Genomic DNA, 22,339 nt, shown 5'->3' with positions numbered 1-22,339 from the left:
GCTAAACTTGTGAAACCTAAATCAGCCTTTGCGCAATTTCACCATGATATAGTTTTTTTAGGTACGTTGCTTGGCAACCATATTTTAGAATCAGAAGGCAAAGCACTCTATGTAATCATTGAGTCATTACGCAAAGATTGCATTGCCATTACACAAGTTTTCAATGCGCGCAAACAGCGAACCTTAATTAAAAAATTGTCTACATTATCGGATGATGAACTTGAAACCGTGATGCATGCCTTTAATATTTTTTCATTGCTGGCTAATGTCTGTGAAGATGTAACGAGGATTCGATTTGAGTATGACAATAATGATGTAATTGGTACTGTAGCAAAAAATCTTAGCAAGAGGATTTCACTTAATCAAATCGGTAATTTTTTTGATCGTGCTACTATTTCTCCTGTATTCACAGCCCATCCTACCGAAGTGCAACGAGTGAGTATTATGCACTGCGAACAGATGTTACGAGAAACCTTGCTAGGTAGAACAACAAAATCTCTGCGTAGTGATGATTTTGAAAGAATTGGCTTATTAAAAGCCTGCATTACTATGCTATGGAATACCAAATTTACCAGAGTGCATCCTTTAACTGTAAAAAATGAAATAAATAATGTATTACATTGGTACGAGTTAACCTTATTTTCTGTAATTCCAAATCTCTATTCTCACATCGAACGAACATTTAAAACAACCATTAATGTTCCATTTTTACAGTTTGGTCATTGGCAAGGTGGTGATAGAGACGGGAACCCAAATGTGACTGCTGGTGATTTAGAATTTGCCGTAGAACAAAATCACTCACTCATGCGAAAGAGATATCTTTCCATGTTGCATAATCTGTATGATGAATTACCAATTAGTAGTCAAGAGTTAAAAATAAATAATCCACTGCAAAGTTTGATTAAAAACAGTCCAGACACTGAAATACACCATACCCAAGAACCCTATCGCCTCGCCATAGCAACTATAGTAAATAAAGTCAATAATAATATTTATTGCAGTGGCACTGAACTTTATAAAGATTTAGAAATAATCTATCAATCGCTAATTGAAAACAGGCTTTCTACGCTCGCAAGACAATGGGTTAAGCCGATATTACACACAACAAAAGTTTTCGGCCTACACTTAGCTACTATTGATATCCGGCAGTCAGCCAAGGAACACCAAACATTATTAGTGGCAATTGCTCTCAAGCTAGGATGTGACTATCTTAAACTTTCAATCACAGAGCGTTTTGCTTTTCTAACTACTATACTCAAAAACCCTCGGCAAATTGACCTACCTGAAGGTAGCGAACAGTCCTTAGTAAAAGAGATTACTATTTTTAAAACGATTGGGAAATTACAACAACAATATGGTGATCATATTTTTCAATCATACATTATAAGCAACTGTGAATCAGCGCTTGATCTGTATCAACTTCTGGCATTACTTTGTGTTACTAACCCAACTAAAAGTGTAGATAGCCACATTCGGATGGTTGTACCACTCTTTGAATCAATTGCCTCTCTAAATAAATCAGACATAATTTTACAGGAATACTTAACAAGAATAAAAGAAAATAATTTTGCTCTACCTCCAAGTATAGAAATTATGCTCGGCTATTCAGATAGCAATAAAGATGGTGGAATATTTATGAGCAATCATAGCATATTTCAAGCCTCTAGAAAAATCCATAAAGTAATAAAAGGTGAGTTCGGTATAGCCACACGATTTTTCCACGGCAGAGGGGGTAGCACAAGTAGAGGGGGTGGTCCAACTCATCAAGCAATTAAAGCACAACCTAGCAATACCGTGGATGGGCGTATTCGCTACACCGAACAAGGCGAAGTGATTTCTTCAAAATACAACCACAGTTCTGTAGCATTTAATACGCTAGCTACAGTTGTAGCCTCGGTAGTTGAATCTCAATTCTGCCCTCCTCGCTTTGCTCGGGCTAGATCAGAAACCGATCGTTTTTATTCTATTGCGGATACCATTGCTCAGCACAGCGAAAATTCCTATCGAGCACTCGTTCATGAGCATAAAGAATTTTTTAACTATGTAATTAACACTACCCCTTTAAATGTAATAAGCAAATTAAACCTTGGATCACGACCAGTAGCACGAGGACAAACCTTAAGCATGTCTAACATTCGTGCGATTCCATGGGTTTTTGCCTGGGCACAGTCTCGAGTCGCCCTACCTGGCTGGTATGGACTTGGTAGCGGTTTGGTAGAAGCTAAAAAGCAATTTGGACTACCCACACTCAGATTAATGTGGGAACAGTGGGATTTTTTTAAAATGATAATTTCTAATGCGAATATGACTATGTCAAAAACTAATCTTTCAATAGCAAAATTATACGCTGGATTAATGCAAGATAGAAATACGGCAGATGAGATTTGGCAACAGATTGAAGCAGAATGGCATCAAACCAACAAGATGATTATTATGATAACCGGATCAAAAAATAAATTGCAGGACAATCAAGCTCTGCAACATACCATTAATTACCGACTTCCATTTATTGATGCGATAAACTATCTTCAATTAGAAACTATGAAGCGCCTACAATCAAAACCTGATGATCAAACCTTAACTACCATGCTGCTCGTTAGTATTCATGGTGTGGCATTAGCCTTGCGCAACACTGGCTAAATTGGTGAATAACACAATGGTTTAAATAATCGAGAAAATACATTATTTTTCTTACAGTCAACACCTAATATATTGTCAAAAATCAAATAAAAAAGCTCTGCAAGGGTACCATTTTTTTCAAATGGATATTTCTTTTTTGGAGATGCTGGGTAGGTGAATTTTAAAGGTTGATACAATGATAGTGTATTATCATTGGTAAAAATCTCAACTATGCCAGTGGGTATGATTGGTTGATTATCGCGATAGTAATTTTTTAAATATCCTGCACTTGCAACTATTGTATCTGGATTTACATTAGAGTTGTTTTTAGCATATATAAATCCATAGGTTGAACGCAAGTTTAGTGTCGATACACTAGCAAATTTTAATTGGCTTTCCGGGCTTTTAATTAGATAGTATGTAGAATTAATTAGTCCGGGCTGTTCAACATATCCACCAATTGAGCCACTCGCCTCAATTGCTAGATTATTAGCTATAATCACAGCACCTGATTTACTCACAACACTTACCTGCGCAAAACGATTATCACCCATTGCAACAACTGTTTGCCCGCTTAGAGTAGAAGTAGAAGTTTCAGAATATGTCGCCCTTATTTGTAATTTGAGATAGTTCGTACCCATTGTAGTTTGATTAATTCCCGTATCAAGAAAAGCAATATACCCCCAGGTTGGGACATAATTCCCACTTACTGGTGTTGCGATCAAATAGGTAAAGTCTAAAATACAGCAGTTATCTTTACTGTTTCCATTGGTAAAATAAGCCCCCGCGAGTAGTGAGCCAAGTCTAACCGAATCCAAAACTCCGTTTGTAGCATTAGAATTACTAAATAAATAATTAAAATTATTTGTGCTATAGCTAGAGAGATAAATAGCATTTTTACTGACAAATCTGGTTGTCAATTCTCGTAAACCAATAGACTCTGTAGATGAGCCACTAGAAAATAAAACAATTGGGTTAGTCGCAGTTCCAACCGTACCATTAGGAGAGCAAATTGCGATGAGCACATTGGCAATACAATGTGGCACGACCACATTGCTAAAAGTTGTTAGTGTCGGAGCAACACCGTTTACATATGGACCATATCTTGATATAATTATTGATGACGGGGATGCACTTCCAAAACTTGTTTCTAATAATATTTGTTGGCTGGTAAGAGTTCCAATGCCAAACGAAATCAATTCGGATGATCCAAGTGCTTCAACACGAAAATGAATAGAGTTAAAAATTGTGACACTTGAAAAACCTGTTGAGATGGCTAACTCTTTATCTATCAAAGGTGCCTCAGATCGGATAAAAACTCTATATCCTGTTATGGAGAGTGATTTTGAAGTAGTGAGCGTTCCGCTAAATAGTAAAGATGCTGCATCAATATATAAATCATTACTGGTAGAAACTGAGGGTGGGGTTACGAGCGAATGAATCACTAATGGAGTTGCAGAATTAATATTAAATTGATTTATCGCTTTAATAAAAATATCACTGGTTGCGTTTGCATCCCCTTGAGTGCTAGCCACCTGCAATTTAACAGCACCATCTTCTTTAAATGGATCTGTGCGAAAATATCCCACTTCAATTCTAATCGGACTATTTTGCGTAGAAATTACAGCACCAGTAATATCGTAAGAATACAACCCAATCGCAGAACTGGAATACAATGAAAGTGATCTAGCAACAATGTAAATACCATCAGCCATGGTTAATTTTCCATTCAATGAGCCAACATACTCCACTCTAAGATTTATTGCGGCCTCAGGATAATTAAGAGAGTTAGTGATATTAAAATCACCGCTATCTTTAAATAAACTTAGCGTCCCATTATAAAAACCTTTTATGGTTGCTAGATCTAGTCCTTGATTTGAACTTTTTAGAGAAATAAAACCATTTTGTGAGGTTTGTATAGATAACGTGCTTGAGGTCCAACTAGTACATGAACTCCCACAAGAGATTATAAAGTTAGTAGTTGAAGAACCTACTCCTCCGTATGGCGCGCTGAGAGTAAGCGCTGGGACACTTATAATACTCGTACTTGAAATAGTGGCATTCACTCCAAGCGCAATTAAATTTAATTTATAAACCGCTGTTAAAGATGATAAAAGAATATTTCCAGTGGTTTGGGTTATAAACAATTGGTTCCCACTGAGAAGTGAAGCAAAAGCTGAACTAGTTAATAGTGTGGAGGCACAACCATCACCACACTGAAGATAAATTGAACCATTACTACCAGCGGATATTGTTACTGAAGTTATACTTCTATCCAAAATAATTGGGCGCTCTTGACTTCCAATATTACCTGTTGAAGTAAGTGATATAACTCCATTACCTATTATGGTACAGCCAGTTCGATTAGTAATATCGCCTGTGATATTAATCGTTATTGGAGTTGTCGTTGTCGCCCCGCATGATGATGAGACATCTGTGCTTGCCGATGTAGCATCGGCAATATTATATGAAGACGATCCAGAGCATGGAGCGGAAGATGCTCCTGCTGAAGCACAAAGCAAAGTTGAAACCCCATCTCTAGCTAAATAGACTGTGCCTGTAGTTGTGGCGGTAAAACTATTAAAAATATCATTTGAGGCGCTAATTCCATAGACTAAAATTCTAGCACTTAAAGTTCCAATATCACCGCCATCTGTTCGTAGCTGAATACTACTTGCACTTAGAGAAGCGCCACTTAATGCTACAATTGTAGCGCTAGGTGAATTAGCATAAAGAATGAGAGTTCCTGAAGAGAAAATTGGGAACGGTATGGTGATATTCCCACTGGTTTGTGTTAAGGAAAAGACTCCGGTACTTGAAAATGAGTGTGAAGCAAGCAACACACCTGATTTATTTGCCTTAAGGTAAGTATCACTCGATGCGCCAACACTTGTTGACAGAGAATTGCTATCCCATTCAGTTTTATCTGTGCGAATTTCAATAGGGGCGCTTGCAGAACCAATTGAACCACTTGCAATCAGTGTTAGAGAATTTGCACTAAGTAATGAGCTAAGTGAATCAATAATACTTCCATTCTTAGCATGCAAGCTAAGTTTGTTAGCACTATTCAAACTATAAGATCGCAATAAAAGTGCAACATCCAAATCTCCATTTTCTAGCGTTGAATATCCGAACCAGCCTCCATCTGCAATAGTCACACCAAGGTTTGCAGGTAAGCTATTCGCATTCAGTTGATTTTGGCTGATATACACCGACCCTACACTAGCGTTCAATTGAAGTGAAGCTGGGTTCTGAGAAATAGATACTGGGAGTGAAAAAGTTCCAATTGAACCATTAGTTGCGGTGAGAGTAATAGATACACCACTTCCAGAAATATTTACCGAATTCGCATCTGGTTTGCCATAAATTCTTTGTGCAGTGATTCTGATAGTTCCATTAAGGTGATTGCTCTGCACCTCTCCTAAGGTTAAACTGGAAACTGCGCTAAGATAAATCTGTTTTGCCTTTCCATTAAAAAATCCAAATCTTTGATCAATTTTAATTGGGCTTGTTTGCTCACCTATCGTTTTATCTACATTGTCAACAACGAGGGATAGGGTTGGTGATTGAATATCAATTGCATAGGTATTTTCTCTTGAAAGTATAGAGCCGGAAATGGCACGCAGTCCAAAGTGTGTTGGTACCGTTACTAGTGAGTTAATAATAATATCTCCAGTTAACTGAACTAAAGATAATGTTCCGAGACTAAAATTTGAACTATCATAACTTGTATCATACGTTAATGATGCGTTGCGAAGACCTAGGGCATTTGACATGCTTGCCAATCCAATTGAACCTGCTGTTGTACTTGCCGAGATAATTAGGTTCGTAGCTGTTACGGTAGCCTCATTATTACCACTCCATGGGATCACAGTAATTGGGTTTTCAATGCTTCCGACAGAACCACCATTTGCGGTTAAGGTAATAACCGATGCCTTTACATGATTCTCAACTGAACTAGAAGTTACAGAATTCGACCCGCCAGCAATGAGAGTAATTTTTGAATTAGGCAAGTCAATTCTTGCGTAGTTGTTAGATTCATGGCTTAAAGTTAAATTTCCTGCAAGTGCGTTAAAAACTACTGTACCAGTAAATGAAAGTGGAATTAATATATTCAATCTAGTAGTAGCTGTGGGTTTAATTAAAAAAACTCCATCTTTCTGAAGTATCGCTAAAGTGCCAGAACTACTTAGAACAATTTCACCATTAAGCAAAGTGGAGGCGTCATTTTTATGTTGCAAATATACCGACCCTTTACTTGCCTTGAGGATGAGATTGGTTGAGGAAACTACACTAGCAAAAGAATCAAATATTAATGGAGAAGTCGCGGACGCACCCAGTGAACCTACGGTTGCCTCTAACAAAAGATTAGTATTTATTGGGATTTTAAACATGCCTGTGGTTTGCATAGTAATGTTTGGGGCTATGATATTGATTGTGCTTGACGCATTTGCAGGAGTAGTTGGGACACCGTTTTCAATAGTGCCAAGATTTAAAGCGGTTACTCCTTGTGTGTAAATATCTCCAGCCTTGGCATTGGCAGAATACACCGAAGTACTCGCACTTTGACTGATCCTAATAGGTAAACTTGAAGATCCGATTGAGCCTGCCGAGATTAGTTGTAAATTTGCATTAGTGGTTATTGAGATATTTGCTTGCGTTATGATTGAGCCCGATTTTGCCTCAAGAATTAATCCAGAAGTTCTAGATATGTTTGCGGTAAGTGAGATGTTTCCACTACTAGCGATCAGGCGTAGATTTCCAGATGAACCAGGGGTAATCGCTGCATTGAGATAATTAAGTAAATTAGAAGAATTATCATTAATTAAATAAATTGATCCTGTAGATCCAGTTAACAGGGTTGCAGTACTAGCGAGTTTGGTTTTTATATAAAATGGATTTAATTCACTACCAATATTACCTAGACTAGCAGTAGGAGACATACTATCACCTAAAGCCTGTAAATACAATTCTGGAACTTCTATAAAGGGACTAGTAGTAGTAGCATCGAAAGGAAGTGAAGTTATTATGCTCCCTTTTGAAGCAACCAATCTGAATAATTTAAGTTTTTGTTCTAAAATCTTAATTGGCGCAGCTAGTGTAATATCCCCCATTGACTGAGTCAAAGAAAGCGTACCAGATGGAGATAATTTTATCCCGAGGCTTGCATCACTAATGGAAAAAAGTGGGAGTAGGACTGAGAGAACATTGGATTCTGTTTCTAAATAAACTCCACTTTCATTTGTGATGGCGGATGCGAAAAAATTGGAGCTCCCAATATCACCAGTAATTTTAATTGGATTACTTGCCGTACCAATTGAGCCACTGGTGGCCGTTAGAGATAATTTTATACTTGTCGCTCCTTTTGAAATAACAGAACTAGCTGTTTTGGTTATTACAGTCGCAGAAATGTCAATTGAAGTTGTGTCTGTGCTATTTTCAGTGATATTGCCAAGCTGTATGGCTCCAGTACTGGAGATAAATATCCCTCCTGACGCGCTTGCACTAAAAGTAACCACATCAATTGTATTGACAGATGTTTTTAAAATCGCGATCTTTTGTGCGCTTGATCCAATCATACCACCGGCTGTTAAAGTAAGACTTCCGACTGTCAAAGATATATTTGGCCCAATAGTGATTGCAGAAAGGCTATTAAATTCAATCGGATTAGCCACTGAAATATTTTCTGAGAAATGAATTGCTGAATTTTGTTTCAGATGAAGCAAGCCACTAGTGCTCCATGTTATCAACCCTTTTAAGTAATCAGTAACTTTATCGCCAACAAGATAAATTGACCGACTGCTAGTTAAGATTAAATTACTATTTGTAAATTGAGTATCAGGGCTACTTCTAATTGATAATGTAAAAGGTCGAACGATAGTTCCGATATTTTTATCAGTTCCCTGTGCGATCAATTCAATCGCGCTCGCACTAATACTTGTGCCAAGAGAATTAACAATGCTTCCGTTAGATGCTTTTAGTCTTAGTCGATAAATTATAGATATTTCATTAGCAATACTCAAATCACCCGAAGTTTGCTCTAGTGAAATTACCCCTGTCTCGGCAATTGAAAATTTTCCTTCTAATAATTGTATTACATTGCTGGCATGTTTTAAATACACCGAACCAGCATCTGCCTGCAATAACAAATTGGTATCTGAAATTGTGTCGGTAAATGAAATAGCCACTGGACTCTCAATTGTTCCGATTGAGCCAGTAGTGGCAATTAATTTCAATTTACTATTTGCTCGAATAGATATCGTCTCAACACCTCTGATTGCTGGTGCTTTAATTTGAATGGTTACTCCGCTACAGGGTGCTGGTGCTGGTGCGCATGTTCCAGTAGTATTTGTGGCAATTGAATTTATTACGATATCCTGTAGACTCGTAAGATAAACGCTTCCTTCAGAATAAACACTACTTCTTGAGAAAATTGTTAGGGTTTGGGTGTTTGCAAACGTAGCAGGTTTAACCAGGGTAATTGGATTTACATCACTTCCAAAATCTCCTTTAGAAAAATCAATCTCATAAGATTCGGCTGTTAAATTCACCCCGCTGGCAAATTCAATTCCTCCAGCCGCTACAAGTTTTATATTTTTTGCATTAATTGACCCATTGACTATAATTTTTCCATTGTCTGCTAAAATACTTTTAGCCTGCAATGTTAATGAGGCGCTCTCTCTAGCAATTGCATTTGCAATGGTGATATTATTATCTCCCTCTTGAGTTAAATTGATTACAGTCGCTGTGATTGGAATATTCTCAAGTAAATTAATAACAGCATCATTTCTTGAAAGATAATACATATTGCTATTTGCCATTAAAGTTAAAGTGGTAAAACTCCCTTGTGTTGCAGTGTAGGTAATCCCGTTAGAAAGCCCAAGCGAATTGGTAGCAGACCCTATTGAGCCAGTCAGTGCAGAAATAGTAATAGAAGGTGAGTTTATTTTTCCATTGTCTGATGTAATATTACCTGAGCGTAAAGTTATTGAATTACTTGCAGAAATAACACCTTTTACTATAATACTATTTTGATCAGGAGTTTTAATAGAAACTTTTGTTGCTGTGATATTTCCTAGTGTCAATGAGCCTGAGGATGATTGTAGATAAATATCACCTAAAGTACTATTTGCAATAAGATTACTGGTTGATGCGGCTTGAACTATAGTAATTGGATTTGTATCTGAACCAATGCTTTCTTTAGTGGTTAGGTTGATAGCTCCATTAGCGGTAGTGGTTATACTACTTGACTTAGCAAAAGTGAGATAGTCTGAGCTTAGAGTTAACGACTTAACATTTAAACTTGCTCCAAAAGAAATGGTTGAGCTAAAATCTGGATGAGAGATAGCAGTAATATTTACACCCGTCTCAGTGTTGGTAAATTCACCTATAATTCGTATCAAAATATTCTGATCTGGCATTGCGCTTCCAGCATCAATTACAACCGAAGTTGTACCTCTAACACTCGCACCTAGGGTAATATTTTTCGCAGCAGAAATCGATAAGGTGTTTGCGCTTGACACTGACCCATCAATATCAATCCTATCTGATATAGAAGAGATTATTAATGCATTACCAGAAGTAAAAGTACCTGTAGATTTTATTAATCCTTTAGAAATTATTGTCATTGTGGTAGCTGACTGTAAATTTCCACTAATTGAAATATCTCGACCATTCTGAGTGCTTAGTGAAATACTTGTACTTGAATTTATATTGCTAGAGATCGCAATATTGGACTTAGAAGTCACAGAAACAGACCCAGAACCTTGTGTTGTAATTGTTTGAGAAATAGTTATATTGTCATTGGTGCCTGTGCATACAGAACTAGTACAAGTAGTAGTTAAAGATAGGCTTACATTTGAAGATAAGTTAAGTCCTGAAGTAAAGGTGCCAGTCATTGAAATACCTTTAAGTGCGGAGAGTGAAATAGTGCCTGATGAAACATCCTCTAGAGTATCTTCGTAGATATATGTTGTTCCTAGCCCATCTACACCAAGACCATTGGTATCGGTGGTGTCAGTGATTTGACTTCCTGAATCAAATCCGCATTGATTTGCAGCATCAGGACAGGGAGCTAGTTGGGTTCCTCCAACGATGGATATATAGTCAGGATCTAAGAGTAGGGTATCTTGGGAGTTGAGGGTGAAGGGCTGGGCTTGTAGGTCAATGGTTTTACCTGAAAATTCTATAAATCCTGCTGGTTGATTTGAGTCGTAGTTAGCAGTGGTGGTGGAGATTGATGCGGTTGGGGTTGCAGTGGCGGTGCCATTGGTGGCGAAGATATCTATGGTGCCTTGTGGTGAGGTGATGGTTCCTTGAATGGTGATGTTATTTGTGGCTCTGATTGAGATGGAGCCATGGGGGGTGGAGGAGATGGTTCCTTGTTGGGTGATAGTTTTGGCGATGAGTTGAGTTTTTGTGGTGGAGATTTGTCCGAGGGCTTGAATGGAGTTGTTAAGGATGGTGGGATTGATGATGGTGAGGGTATTGGTGGTTGGGTTGTAGATGGTATTGGTTAAGCTAGTGGATGCTGCAATGAAGGTGTTTGCTGAAACAGATGAGTTGGCTCCGAAGTAGAAGCCTTGTGGGTTTAAGAGAATGATTCTGCCATTAGCTGAGATAGAACCAAATATCTGGGAAGGGTTGCTATCTAGGATATGGTTAATAGCAATAGCTGTCGTAGAGGGTTGGTTAAAGATTACTTGTTCGTTGGCCTGTACATTAAATGAGTTCCAGGTAATAGTGGTAGCAGATGAGGTTTGATTGATGGTGGTGGTGTTAGGGGATTGACTAACGGTGGCTTGGCCATCTTGGATAGACGATAGCTGGGGTGAGGCTAAACTTAATGATGCAGTAGAGACGATAAAACTAAACAGCGCAGGACATAAAAATACACAAAAAAACTTTTTCATAAAATACAATTTACTCCAGTAAACTTCAGGCTTATTTTACCATGTATACAAAAATAAATTAAGTGCCAACTAGAGCACTGAGCAGTTCTTTATCATGTTGCAGTGAAGCATTTGATACGGTAAGTAGTTTATCTCCAATAAACAATGAATTGGCTCCTGCAAGAAAACATAACATTTGTAATTCATCGTTCATGGTATCTCTACCCGCTGAAATTCTTACCCATGAATTTGGCATTAAAATTCTTGCAATAGCAATGGTACGAATAAATTCAATGTGATCTAATTTCTCTGATGTGCCAAGTGGTGTTCCAGGTACACCTACCAATTGATTTATAGGAACTGATTCTGGTTGTAATTTGAAAAGTTCAAATAAAAGGCCACATCTATCGTCTCTAGTTTCACCCATTCCAATAATCCCACCACAGCATAGTTTTATTCCTTTACTGCGTGCATTGGCTAAGGTTTCCAAACGCTGCTCATAGGTTCTTGTGGAAACAACCTTAGGATAGTACTCACGAGAGGTGTCTAAATTATGATTGTAATAGCTAAGACCAACTCCAGCTAATGCAGTTGCTTGTTGCTCAGTTAGCATACCTAAGGTTGCGCAACTTTCAAGACCGAAACTATGTATTGTGCTTATCATGTCTAGTACTTTATTAAAATCATCCTTTGGAGGAGTTCTCCAAGCAGCTGCAATGCAAAACCTATCAGCTCCGTTATTCTTTGCTTCTTGACATTGTTTAGTAAGCTCTTCAATTGATATTAATTTCTCTTTAGTGATCTTTACATTTTTCCAATGTGCGCTTTGCCCACAATAACCACAATCCTCAGGGCATCCACCAGTTTTAATATTACAGAGAGTACTTTTTTGAATTTTATCTGAATCAAAATATTTTCTTAGCACATCACCTGCCTGCCAAATCAATTGGTTAAGAGGTAATCGGTATAGCGATAGGATGTGTTGGGGTGTGATATTTTTATCCATTGCAACATTATAGAGTATATTACCACCCAAATAAATTTTGGTATTTTTTTATTTGCCCAGTAAAAGTACTTAGTTTTTTATACTTCATAAACGATGCTCGTTGAGCTATGTTTTTTAATTCCATATAGTATTTTCTTGAATCTTGAATTTTGCTATTTATATAATAATAATCAATTATCAATGAAATAGCTCGTAACTGCAATAATGCATTTGACTCCGCTTGAGGGTCGCTATCATTAACATTTTTAATCTGATTAACTAAAAGTGCATACAGATCATCTAACTCTCCAATAGTTAATTGAGTTAACTCAAGACCAGATAAAGTTATTGATCTAATTTGTAACAATATATTATTTACTGTTTTACTTGAACTGGTTGATGAAGTTGGGGGCGAGACTGAGACCGCTGGAGGTGAAGCTTTCTCTTGAGGTTTTGGTTGAGATTTTTGTAGAGGTTTTTGTACTGGGGGTTGGGATAATTTTGCATTAATCTTTTGAGTTTCCGCATCCATTCGTTCCGCTATTTTATTTAACCAAGCACTATCTTCAGTATTATTAACTAACGGTAGTAGATCAGATGTTTCTTGAGTTAACATTTTAATAATTTTTTGCGATAATTCTTTACGCTCACTAATATATAGTAGCGATTGCATTCTAATCTTAAAGAAATCTGGTTCGTTTTCATAATTTAGTGTTTGAGCTTTTTTTGCTAGCTCTATCACTTCTCTATAGTGGTCATAGAACTCTTCAGTGGTATTTTTGTAACTATTTTTTAATAACAGGAACTGTGCAATCACCTGATAGAAAGTCAGGTCTGCAGAAACTTCAAAAGAATCCAAATCCAAATTACGAGAAAGTTTAACCATGGTTTCGTATATTTTTTTTGCTTCTTGGTAATTTCCATTTTGCAAAATCATATTAATATAACGAAATGATGGTTCATAAAATAATAGCAATAATTTTTGTCTGTTAATAGTATCATTAAACTGTGATTCAGAATTAATCACGAATTGAGTTAATTGATCAAAGACTACCTTTGTATTTTTTAAATCATCAGAATAAATGTAAGCAATGCATAGATTACTTTTTGCTTTTTGTAGGATAAGATTGATTTCAGGATTAGTGTTATTTTTTGTCGCTTCTAATAAATTAGAAAACACATCGTTAGCGTTTTTAGTTTCTTTTTCAAGTGCGTATCCGTAAATTAAATTATTTCCTGCTTTGACTAGTTGTAAGATGGTTTGGTTAGATTTTATTGGGGATTCACTTTTGTAATTTTTTACCACTTGCAAATACACTGATAGATGCTTTTGTAACTTATCTTTATTACTACTATCAACCACACCAAGATACGAATTAAAGGAAAAATACTTATCCTGACTTTCTTCTGCAAAATTACAGAATGAAAATAAACTACTCAACAAAATAAACAATATTTTAACTGTTCTGGTCATACGGTAAGTGTTTTGATATTTTATCCGAAATTATCGCAGGGTCTAGCGCCCCTTTTGTCAAGCTCATTACTTTTCCAACAAAAAATGAAACGACTTTAATTTTACCAGCGATAAGTTGGGCATGCTGATCAGGATAGGAAATAAACAGATCTTCAATTAGATTTTCTATCGGAATTTGCTTAGAGGATAGGGCTTTTTCTTTAGCATTGGTAATCGCCTGTTTAATTTGCAATTCCGGATCCCCAGCAGTGGATTCATATATTTGCTTAATAGCTTCTCTCATTTCTGTATTTGAAAGTAGTTTTTGTTGTATTGCTTTTACTAATAATACCACAAGATTTGGTTGCAGTGCTTGATTTTGTATTGAAACCTGGTGCTGGTTGGAGTATCTCGCTATCTCTTGTCTAATTACAGAAACCACAAGTTTAGCTTCAGAGACAGGTAATGATTGCATAGTTTTGATGAGAAAATCATAACTTTCTTTTGATTTAATAAAATATGTGACATCGTCCTGATTCAGTTGAAATGATGTCAGGATTAGATATTTTTGATCCTGGCTTTGTGGCAACATTTGAGCGATCTCATCTATCCATACACTATCAATACAAAAAGTCGGAATATCAGGATCGGGGAAGTAACGATAATCGTTCGCCATTTCCTTTGATCGCATAGCTCTGGTTTGGAAATTTTCTGAATCATATAACCTCGTCTCTTGGAGAACTGGTTTGTTATTTTGTAATAATTCATATTGGCGTTGGTATTCCACCTCAATCGCCTCTTCAACAAATTTAAATGAATTAATATTCTTTATCTCAACTCGAGTACCGAGAGGGTCCTGGGCACTCTTTCTAAGTGAGATATTAACATCGCATCTAAACTGACCTTCATGCATAGAAGCATCCGATATACCGAGATCTTTTACCAGACTGTGTAATGTAGTTAAAAAAGCGCTCGCTTCTTTAGCTGAGGAAATAACTGGCTCAGTAACTATTTCCAATAATGGTGCGCCAGCTCGGTTGAGGTCAACTTCAGAATGTTGGGGTGTATGGATTAATTTTCCTGCATCTTCTTCAAGATGTGCTCGTACTAAGGTTACATTATTTATTGCGCCACCTAAAACAATTGGATTTTGATTTTGAGATATTTGGTATCCCTTTGGTAAATCAGGATAAAAATAATTTTTTCTCTCAAAATAACAATTTTTTTGAATTGTAGCATTGACCGCTAACCCAAAAAGAATTGCCTTTGAGACGGCTTCTCGATTTACAATTGGCAATGTGCCGGGCAAGCCCAAATCAACAAGCTCAACAGAATGATTAGATTTATTTCCAAACTGATTTGCTGCACCACTAAAAAGCTTACTCTTTGTGTTAAGTTGTACATGCACTTCTAGTCCAATGACAATATCGTATGTGGTCATAAGTATGGTGTAGGTATAACGGTATGATGCTCGGTGTGTTGCTGAAATTGATGAGCGAAGGCAAGTAGCATTGCTTCTTGAAACATTGGTGCAATCAACTGTAACCCAACTGGTAAATTGTTGCTTTGCCCTACTGGTATGGACATAGCAGGTAACTCAGCCAGATTTACAGAGACAGTAAACGCATCGGCAAGATACATATCCATTGGGGATTTTACTTTTTCACCTAATGAAAAAGGTAAACATGGAGATGTGGGGGCAATAATTAAATCTACTTCTGCAAAAACTCGATTGTAATCTTGGCGAATATTCTCTTGTAATTGTTTTGCCGTCAGATAATAGGCGTCAAAACACTCACTTGAAAGCACAAAGGTGCCAAGTAGAATTCTACGCTTTACTTCAATCCCAAACCCTTCACTTCGGCTATTGACAATTAATTCTTCAAATGTTGATGCTTGCTCTGTTCTATGCCCGAATCGAATTCCATCATACCTTGATAGATTTGAAGAACACTCTGCTGATGCAATAATCTGATACACTGAAATAGCTAGATGATGGTTTGATAAATCCACATCTACCAAAGTAGCTCCAAGTAATTCAAACTGCTTTAAAGCAACTTCAATAGGAATTGCTAGATTATTTGGTAGTTGATTAATGTATGATCTAACCACACCTATTTTCTTACCTTGCAGAGGTTGGTCCAAAGATTGCTCAAAAATTGGTACGGTCGCAGAGCTAGTGGTGTGGTCTTGGGAATCTTTACCGGCAATCATGGATAATAAAATCGCACAGTCTTCGGCAGTTCGTGCAATTATACCGGCTTGATCTAAACTTGAAGCAAATGCAATTTGACCGAATCTAGACACCCTACCATAACTTGGTTTGATTCCAGTAACTCCACAAAGAGCAGCCGGTTGTCTTATCGAGCCCCCAGTATCAGTTGCAGTGGTGGCAGGAACATAGCACGCGCTTACCGACGCAGCTGACCCCCCAGATGACCCTCCCGGAACTTTTGTTCGATCCCATGGATTGTGTACAGAACCGAAAGCACTCGTCTCATTGGAAGAGCCCATAGCAAACTCATCCATATTACATTTACCTATTGAAATAATACCTTGGTTTTCTAATCGTTCAACCACGGTTGCTGAATATGGCGGTGTAAAATTTTGTAACATCTTTGATCCACAAGTAGTCGGTACGCCCGATGTGCAGAAAATATCTTTATGTGCAATTGGAATTCCTGAATATTTTTGATGGGTCCCATTTGATCTTTGGTTATCAATTTTCGTAGCGCACGCTAAAGCTTTTTCTTTCTGTAAACTGATAAAACAGTTGAGTTTATTTTCTGAAGATTCAAATTGCTCAATGCGCTTCAATAGGTGCTCACATAGTTCATATGAACTAATTTTTTTCTCATTAAGGAGCGTAGCTAACGCTGTGATAGAAAGGGTATGTAATGGACTATTCATCTATTACTCTTGGTACAGTGAATTTGTGATTATGAAGATGGGTAAGCGTTGTTATCTGTGAAATGGGTAAGTGAGTCACAACATCTGGTCTTAACTGTTCTTTGGAAATCGGCGTGGAAACTGAGTGATTGGTGTGGGTAACATGCTCACCTGCGATAGTCTGTAAATGCTCTAATAATAGTTCAAAATGCCTAATCATGAGCTTTCTTTCTTCTAAAGTAATAGCTAGTTTTGACAAATTTAATAATTTATCTAAATCATGTTCGTTCATATGTGATATATAATAATGTTACTATTCCAATTTTATACTATTTTGCTCGGATTACTATCAAAATTTAGCGCATTTATTGGTTGCGACTTGTCGATTAATATTGGCACAACCAACACACTCATTTATGAGCGTGAACGAGGTATAGTTCTAGAAGAACCATCCTTGATTGCCGTACAACAAGATCGTTATAGTCAACAAGAAAACATTATTGCAGTTGGCTTAGAAGCAAAAAAAATGGTTGGTCGCACTCCCGAAAAAACTAGAGTAGCCCGGCCAATTCGGGATGGAGTAATTTCAGATTTTACCCTAGCGGAAGCTATGTTAAAACATTTTATGGTTAAATCAATTGGTGCTAGATATCTAAGATTACCGCGTATTCTCATTACTGTCCCATGTGGGGCTAATCAAGTTGAACGAAGAGCAATTAGAGATATTGCATCTAGCGTAGGGGCGAGGTCTGTTTATCTCATAGATGAACCCATCGCAGCGGCAGTTGGAACTAATTTGCCCATTGATCGGGCAACTGGGTCAATGGTTCTTGATATAGGCGGGGGCACAGCAGATGTCGCGGTTATGTCAATGAACGGTATTGTATACGCCAATTCAATTCGTATTGGTTCAGAGAAATTTGATAAGGCAATTATTAACTATATAAAAAACAAACGCAATATAATTATTGGTGATGTGACCGCTGAGGATATAAAACTAACCATAGGTGATATGAGCGGTGTAAAACTTTCTCACTTTGAAGGAAAAGGAGTTAGTATAAGAGACGGAATACCAGAAAGTTTTAAAATTTCAAATGATGAGGTTAAAGAGGCGATAATACCCGAAATTAATAAAATTGTTCAAGCAATAAAAGACGCCCTTGAGCAAACCCCTCCAGAATTGGCAGCTGATATCTCAAACAACGGATTAGTACTAACTGGTGGTGGTAGTCAATTACGTGGATTAGCACAATATGTAGCTTCAGCAACTAATTTAACAGTTATTTTGGCGCAACATCCAACCACTTGCGTCGTGCGCGGAGGTGGTTTAGTGCTTGAGATGAGCGAAATTAACCGTGGTAATTTTGTTAACCTAAGTTAACTAGCCAGTGATTGATATTATTTCACAGGGTTCCGGTATCGCACTTCGATCTCGGTATGTGTATTGCTTAATACTTTCGATAGTATTAATTGTGAGCGACGCTTCATTGCAATTCTCTAAATCTATTCGCTCGTTTGTCATCGATTATGCCGTTTTCCCGATTACAGTAACTTTGGATTTTCCCTCTAGATTTTACTTTAATGTAAAAAACTACTTTCAATCAGCCCATGACCTAGAAATTATAAATCAAACATTGCGTCATGAAATTCAATTACAAAAAAAACAATTACTAACTCTAGAACAAACAAAAAACGAACTAGAAGAGTTGCAATACACTCTGCATGTAATTTCTAAACAGAAAGACTTCAAAGAATTTTTAATTACCGAATATGCAAATATCTCTTTAACCGATCAACAAGAATTAGTCGTTATCAATGTAGGTCAGATTAATGGGATACTAAAAGGGAAAGTGATAACTGATACACTTGGTTTAATTGGAATTGTTAGTGAGGTGTACAAACAAACATCACTAGTGGCACTAATAACTGATCCTTTACTATCGGTACCTGTGCGCATTTCAAGAAATGGTCTGCTCGCCACTACCCGAGGAAAAGGTTTTGGGAAAAATATTGCCATAGATTTTGTAAGAGCAGATGAAGATATTCGTGTTGGTGATTTATTGGAGACTTCTGGAATAGGCGGGATTTTCCCCAAAGGAATACCAGTCGCACGGGTAGTTTCTATAACCCATGATCAGGAGAGAAAAACTACTATTACAGAAGCAAAAACACTTGGTCGGTTAGAATACCAAAATAAATTAATATTACATAATTAATGATTTTTGCACCAATTTTCTATTTGAATCAATGGTGGAAGGTTTTTTTCACTAGACACTACTACCAACTACAGTTTAACTCAATAACAATTATCTGCATGGTACTCGTATTGATTTCTAAACCAACGTTACTTTTACCATTTATACCTAACTGGACATTTGCCATGTTACTTGCTTATATGTATAGATTTCCGCTCCATAATATTAGTCTCGAATTGTTGATTATTGGAATCGTGCTTGACTTACTCTATGGAAATCCTATTGGACTACATTCACTAGTATATTTATTATTATATGGAATTATGAGTAGATTCCTTTTACAACTATCTAAGCTGGGTAGGTTAATTCAAATAATTTCAATACTTTGTGTTATTCTCGCCGAGCGATTAATTATAATTTTAATTTACCCATTCTTTTTATTGCCACTGCCTCCGCTGCAAAGACTAGAAATATATATCCCCATGACTTTTTTCGCTACAATTCTATTTGAATATTTAATAATCAAATTCATTCTTTCAACCACAACTCATGCGCGTTACAGCGGTACTCTTAGATAAAAATAATCTCGGCACAGGGGTATCACTTGCAAAGATAGCTTCTGTTACTAAACTAACTGTCTGGGGAAAAACATCTCCAGACCTTGTAATTCCTCGGTTACGTAATGCTGAAATTGCCATTACTAACAAAGTGCAATTGAATAAAGAAACTCTTTCACATTGTAAAAAATTAAAACATATTTGCTTGCTTGCCACTGGCACTAATAATATTGACATTGATTATTGTAAAAAACATGGTGTAGGAGTTTGGCCAGTAAAAAATTATAGCCAAAACTCAGTAGCAATTCATGCTTTTTCGATGGCACTTGCATTACATCAAGAATTAATCACCTTTAGAGAAAAACTCCAAGCTGGGGCTTGGAGTCAAAGTAAACATTTCTGTTTATTTCAACCTTCGATTGAAACACTCGCAGGAAAAACTATTGGTATCATTGGTTATGGCGCTATAGGTAAACGAGTTGCAAGATTGGCAAAAGCATTCTCAATGAAAATAATTATTTCCCAGCGAGATGATATTTCCGATAAGAGAAAGGGAAGAAAGAGTGTGGATTACCTGTTCCAACATTGCGACATAATTAGTTTACATTGCCCATTGACAGCATATAACCAAACATTAGTTTCAGCGAAAAGGATTAAAAGCATGAAAAGAGGTGCAATTTTAATTAACTGTTCGCGAGGTGGTTTAATTGATGAAAAGGCATTGGCAAGTGCTCTCAATAAAGGTTTAATAAAAGCTGGGCTAGATGTATTAAGCGAAGAGCCTCCTCCACAAAACCACCCTCTCCTGCTCCTGAAACTTCCAAATCTTATTATTACTCCACATGTAGCTTGGATACCTTTGGCTACAAGGCAACGACTAGTAGATCTCATGACCGAACAAGTAAAACGAGCCATAAAAACCATCAAATGAATATAGGATTTTATTGCACCAATGATTACATCAGCGATGATACCCCGTCAGAATCACTTTCACTCATCCCATATCAGCAAACCCCACCCCAAGATCCTATCCTAATACTCTCCAATGAGAAAAGAGGATTTATTAATAAAGAAATTTTAAAAAAAGCAATACTAAAAGACAAAGTAGAATCACTAACCCATTGGTTAGATATTACTGGAGCGCATGATACCAAAGTCAATATCGCCTCTAAAAAGCAACCTCTCTTTAGAGCAATGAACTCTGCAAAAAACACCAGCACCAAACTTGTTGATTTATGTGCAGGTTTTGCCAACGATGCATCAATTTTTTTCAGATGGGGCTATAAACTCACCCTTATTGAACAACATCCAGCAATTGCTTATGCTCTAAAGCTAACTTGTAAAAATAACCAAGTGCAGCTGATAGAAGATAATTGTCAATATCACATGCATGATCTAGCTCAGACCAATGACATCTTTTATCTTGACCCCATGTACCATAAAAAAGAAACGAGTGCAAAAAGTCAAGGACATGCACAATTACTTCAACAACTAACCGCGACACTTGAAGACAATGCCAATCAACTTTTACTAGCATCATTGCAAACAAGAATAAAAAGAATAGTAATTAAAAGGCCAAGAAAAGCTCCATATCTAGCCCAAAAAACACCGACAGTGTCTTATACAGGAACTACCACAAGATATGATGTCTATATCAGATAGATTTAGTATCTAATCGTAGTTACGGTGCTATATATATTCGTATAGATTGGAGCACCATTGGGCAAGTTGTAAAGACAAAATACACGAACTCTCATATAGAGTGGATTTGGTATGGTATTTTTGTAGTATGGTGCGAAGCTTGATGGTTGCGTCGTAAGTGTACCGACAGCACTCGTAGAAAGCAATTTCCAAGACCATGCCTTGCCAGTTTTGGAATACTGATATCGGTATGATACGGTGGCGTAGTTAGGACAGGTAGCAGAAGTTGTTATGGTAAATCGGCTATTCGCTGATTTTACTTGAATGGCTCTCTCTGGCTGTATCGTGATGACTGGAAGTATGGTGAGGTCAGGTACGGTAGTAGCTGTAATAGCAGCAACAGCACTGGTAACACTAGCAAGCCTGCCCGCTTGTCTTGAAGTGATAATAACCCTATAGTATTTTGTGATAGGTGCGGTTATTGGAGGCAGGGTGAGTGTCCGCGCAGTTGCGCCAAGAATATTAACAAATCCAAAGGTAGGATCAAGTGATGATTGCCATTGATAGGTAACCATGGTGTTTGCTGGTGGTGTAGCGAACTCTACAAATAGTGGTATTGGAATTGGTAGTGGCCGAGTCTGACCAAGGAGGTAAGTTGCGCTAGCTGGTTGGCGATTAATCGTAACTGGGGTAAGAGGCGAAGTAATAGTAACTGATACTTGTGCGCTGGTGGTAGTGGTTATAGGCGTAGCAGTACTATCAAGAACACTAATGATTACACGATAGAGTATGTAGCTATCCACACTTGAGGCAGGAGGAGTGTATGACGCAGAAGTAGCGCCAGGAATGTTACTATAATCATCCCTATTAGTAAATGGTGAGAGTGATTGCCATTGATAAGAAATGGTGAACCCTGCTGGTAGATTTTCTGATGTAGCAACAACGCTCAAGGGATTAGGAGTTTGGTTATGGGTGAAGATTGCTGTAGATGGTTGGGAAGTGATCGTTATAACCGGTACCCTTATAACGGTTGCGGTTTGACTGGTAGCTAATGCTTGCAAGTTAGGAGTGGCGCCTTGAGTAAAAGGATTGTCCATAGTGTATAACTT

13 protein-coding genes are annotated in these 22,339 nt (G+C 37.3%); 6 read left to right on the top strand and 7 right to left on the bottom strand.

Annotation, left to right across the window (positions count from 1 at the left end):
* Window positions 1–9: 9 nt before the first annotated feature.
* Window positions 10–2,640, top strand: a complete 2,631-nt coding sequence (locus QM538_03960) for a phosphoenolpyruvate carboxylase (GenBank protein MDI9347638.1) — start codon at window positions 10–12, stop codon at window positions 2,638–2,640.
* Here QM538_03960 and QM538_03955 read toward each other — a convergent pair.
* Genes QM538_03955 through QM538_03930 form a run of 6 tightly spaced genes read right to left on the bottom strand, consistent with a single transcriptional unit; the run spans window position 2,637 to window position 17,129 of the window.
* Window positions 2,637–11,531: a filamentous hemagglutinin N-terminal domain-containing protein gene (locus QM538_03955; GenBank protein ID MDI9347637.1), complete on the bottom strand. Its 8,895-nt coding sequence runs from the start codon at window positions 11,529–11,531 to the stop codon at window positions 2,637–2,639. The two genes, QM538_03960 and QM538_03955, sit on opposite strands and share 4 nt — an antisense overlap.
* Window positions 11,532–11,589: 58 nt before the next feature.
* Window positions 11,590–12,516, bottom strand: a complete 927-nt coding sequence (bioB, locus tag QM538_03950) for a biotin synthase BioB (GenBank protein ID MDI9347636.1) — start codon at window positions 12,514–12,516, stop codon at window positions 11,590–11,592.
* 19 nt (window positions 12,517–12,535) lie between these two features.
* Complete coding sequence (locus QM538_03945) at window positions 12,536–13,969, bottom strand: hypothetical protein (protein ID MDI9347635.1); 1,434 nt, start codon at window positions 13,967–13,969, stop codon at window positions 12,536–12,538.
* The gene (gatB, locus tag QM538_03940) at window positions 13,953–15,389 is read right to left on the bottom strand and encodes an Asp-tRNA(Asn)/Glu-tRNA(Gln) amidotransferase subunit GatB (GenBank protein ID MDI9347634.1); all 1,437 of its coding nucleotides are present in this window, start codon (window positions 15,387–15,389) and stop codon (window positions 13,953–13,955) included. Before gatB ends, QM538_03945 begins: the two co-directional genes overlap by 17 nt.
* A complete protein-coding gene (gene gatA / locus QM538_03935; protein ID MDI9347633.1) occupies window positions 15,386–16,858 on the bottom strand; it encodes an Asp-tRNA(Asn)/Glu-tRNA(Gln) amidotransferase subunit GatA in 1,473 nt (490 codons plus the stop codon). The genes gatB and gatA overlap by 4 nt, the downstream gene beginning before the upstream one ends.
* Window positions 16,851–17,129 carry a hypothetical protein gene (locus tag QM538_03930; protein ID MDI9347632.1) on the bottom strand — a complete coding sequence of 93 codons (279 nt, stop codon included), beginning with the start codon at window positions 17,127–17,129 and terminating at the stop codon, window positions 16,851–16,853. The genes gatA and QM538_03930 overlap by 8 nt, the downstream gene beginning before the upstream one ends.
* A 15-nt stretch (window positions 17,130–17,144) precedes the next feature.
* Here QM538_03930 and QM538_03925 point away from each other — a divergent pair, with 15 nt between their 5' ends.
* The 5 genes from QM538_03925 to QM538_03905 all read left to right on the top strand — a co-directional run bounded on the left by QM538_03925 (window position 17,145) and on the right by QM538_03905 (window position 21,251).
* Window positions 17,145–18,218 carry a rod shape-determining protein gene (locus QM538_03925; protein ID MDI9347631.1) on the top strand — a complete coding sequence of 358 codons (1,074 nt, stop codon included), beginning with the start codon at window positions 17,145–17,147 and terminating at the stop codon, window positions 18,216–18,218.
* 7 nt (window positions 18,219–18,225) lie between these two features.
* Window positions 18,226–19,053: a rod shape-determining protein MreC gene (mreC, locus tag QM538_03920; GenBank protein MDI9347630.1), complete on the top strand. Its 828-nt coding sequence runs from the start codon at window positions 18,226–18,228 to the stop codon at window positions 19,051–19,053.
* A gap of 98 nt (window positions 19,054–19,151) precedes the next feature.
* Window positions 19,152–19,610 carry a hypothetical protein gene (locus tag QM538_03915; GenBank protein ID MDI9347629.1) on the top strand — a complete coding sequence of 153 codons (459 nt, stop codon included), beginning with the start codon at window positions 19,152–19,154 and terminating at the stop codon, window positions 19,608–19,610.
* Window positions 19,582–20,520 (top strand): NAD(P)-dependent oxidoreductase, encoded by a 939-nt coding sequence (locus QM538_03910; GenBank protein ID MDI9347628.1) that lies wholly within the window; start codon window positions 19,582–19,584, stop codon window positions 20,518–20,520. The genes QM538_03915 and QM538_03910 overlap by 29 nt, the downstream gene beginning before the upstream one ends.
* Window positions 20,517–21,251 (top strand): class I SAM-dependent methyltransferase, encoded by a 735-nt coding sequence (locus tag QM538_03905; GenBank protein ID MDI9347627.1) that lies wholly within the window; start codon window positions 20,517–20,519, stop codon window positions 21,249–21,251. Before QM538_03910 ends, QM538_03905 begins: the two co-directional genes overlap by 4 nt.
* Before the next feature lie 2 nt (window positions 21,252–21,253).
* On the opposite strand, the gene QM538_03900 is transcribed toward QM538_03905, so the two are convergent.
* The coding region (locus QM538_03900) for a hypothetical protein (GenBank protein ID MDI9347626.1) at window positions 21,254–22,339 on the bottom strand (1,086 nt) is incomplete at its 5' end.

This window comes from Candidatus Methylacidiphilales bacterium (assembly GCA_030054035.1).
Taxonomy (GTDB): Bacteria; Pseudomonadota; Gammaproteobacteria; order JASGCS01; family JASGCS01; genus JASGCS01.
This window is presented reverse-complemented; position numbering and strand designations above follow the sequence as displayed.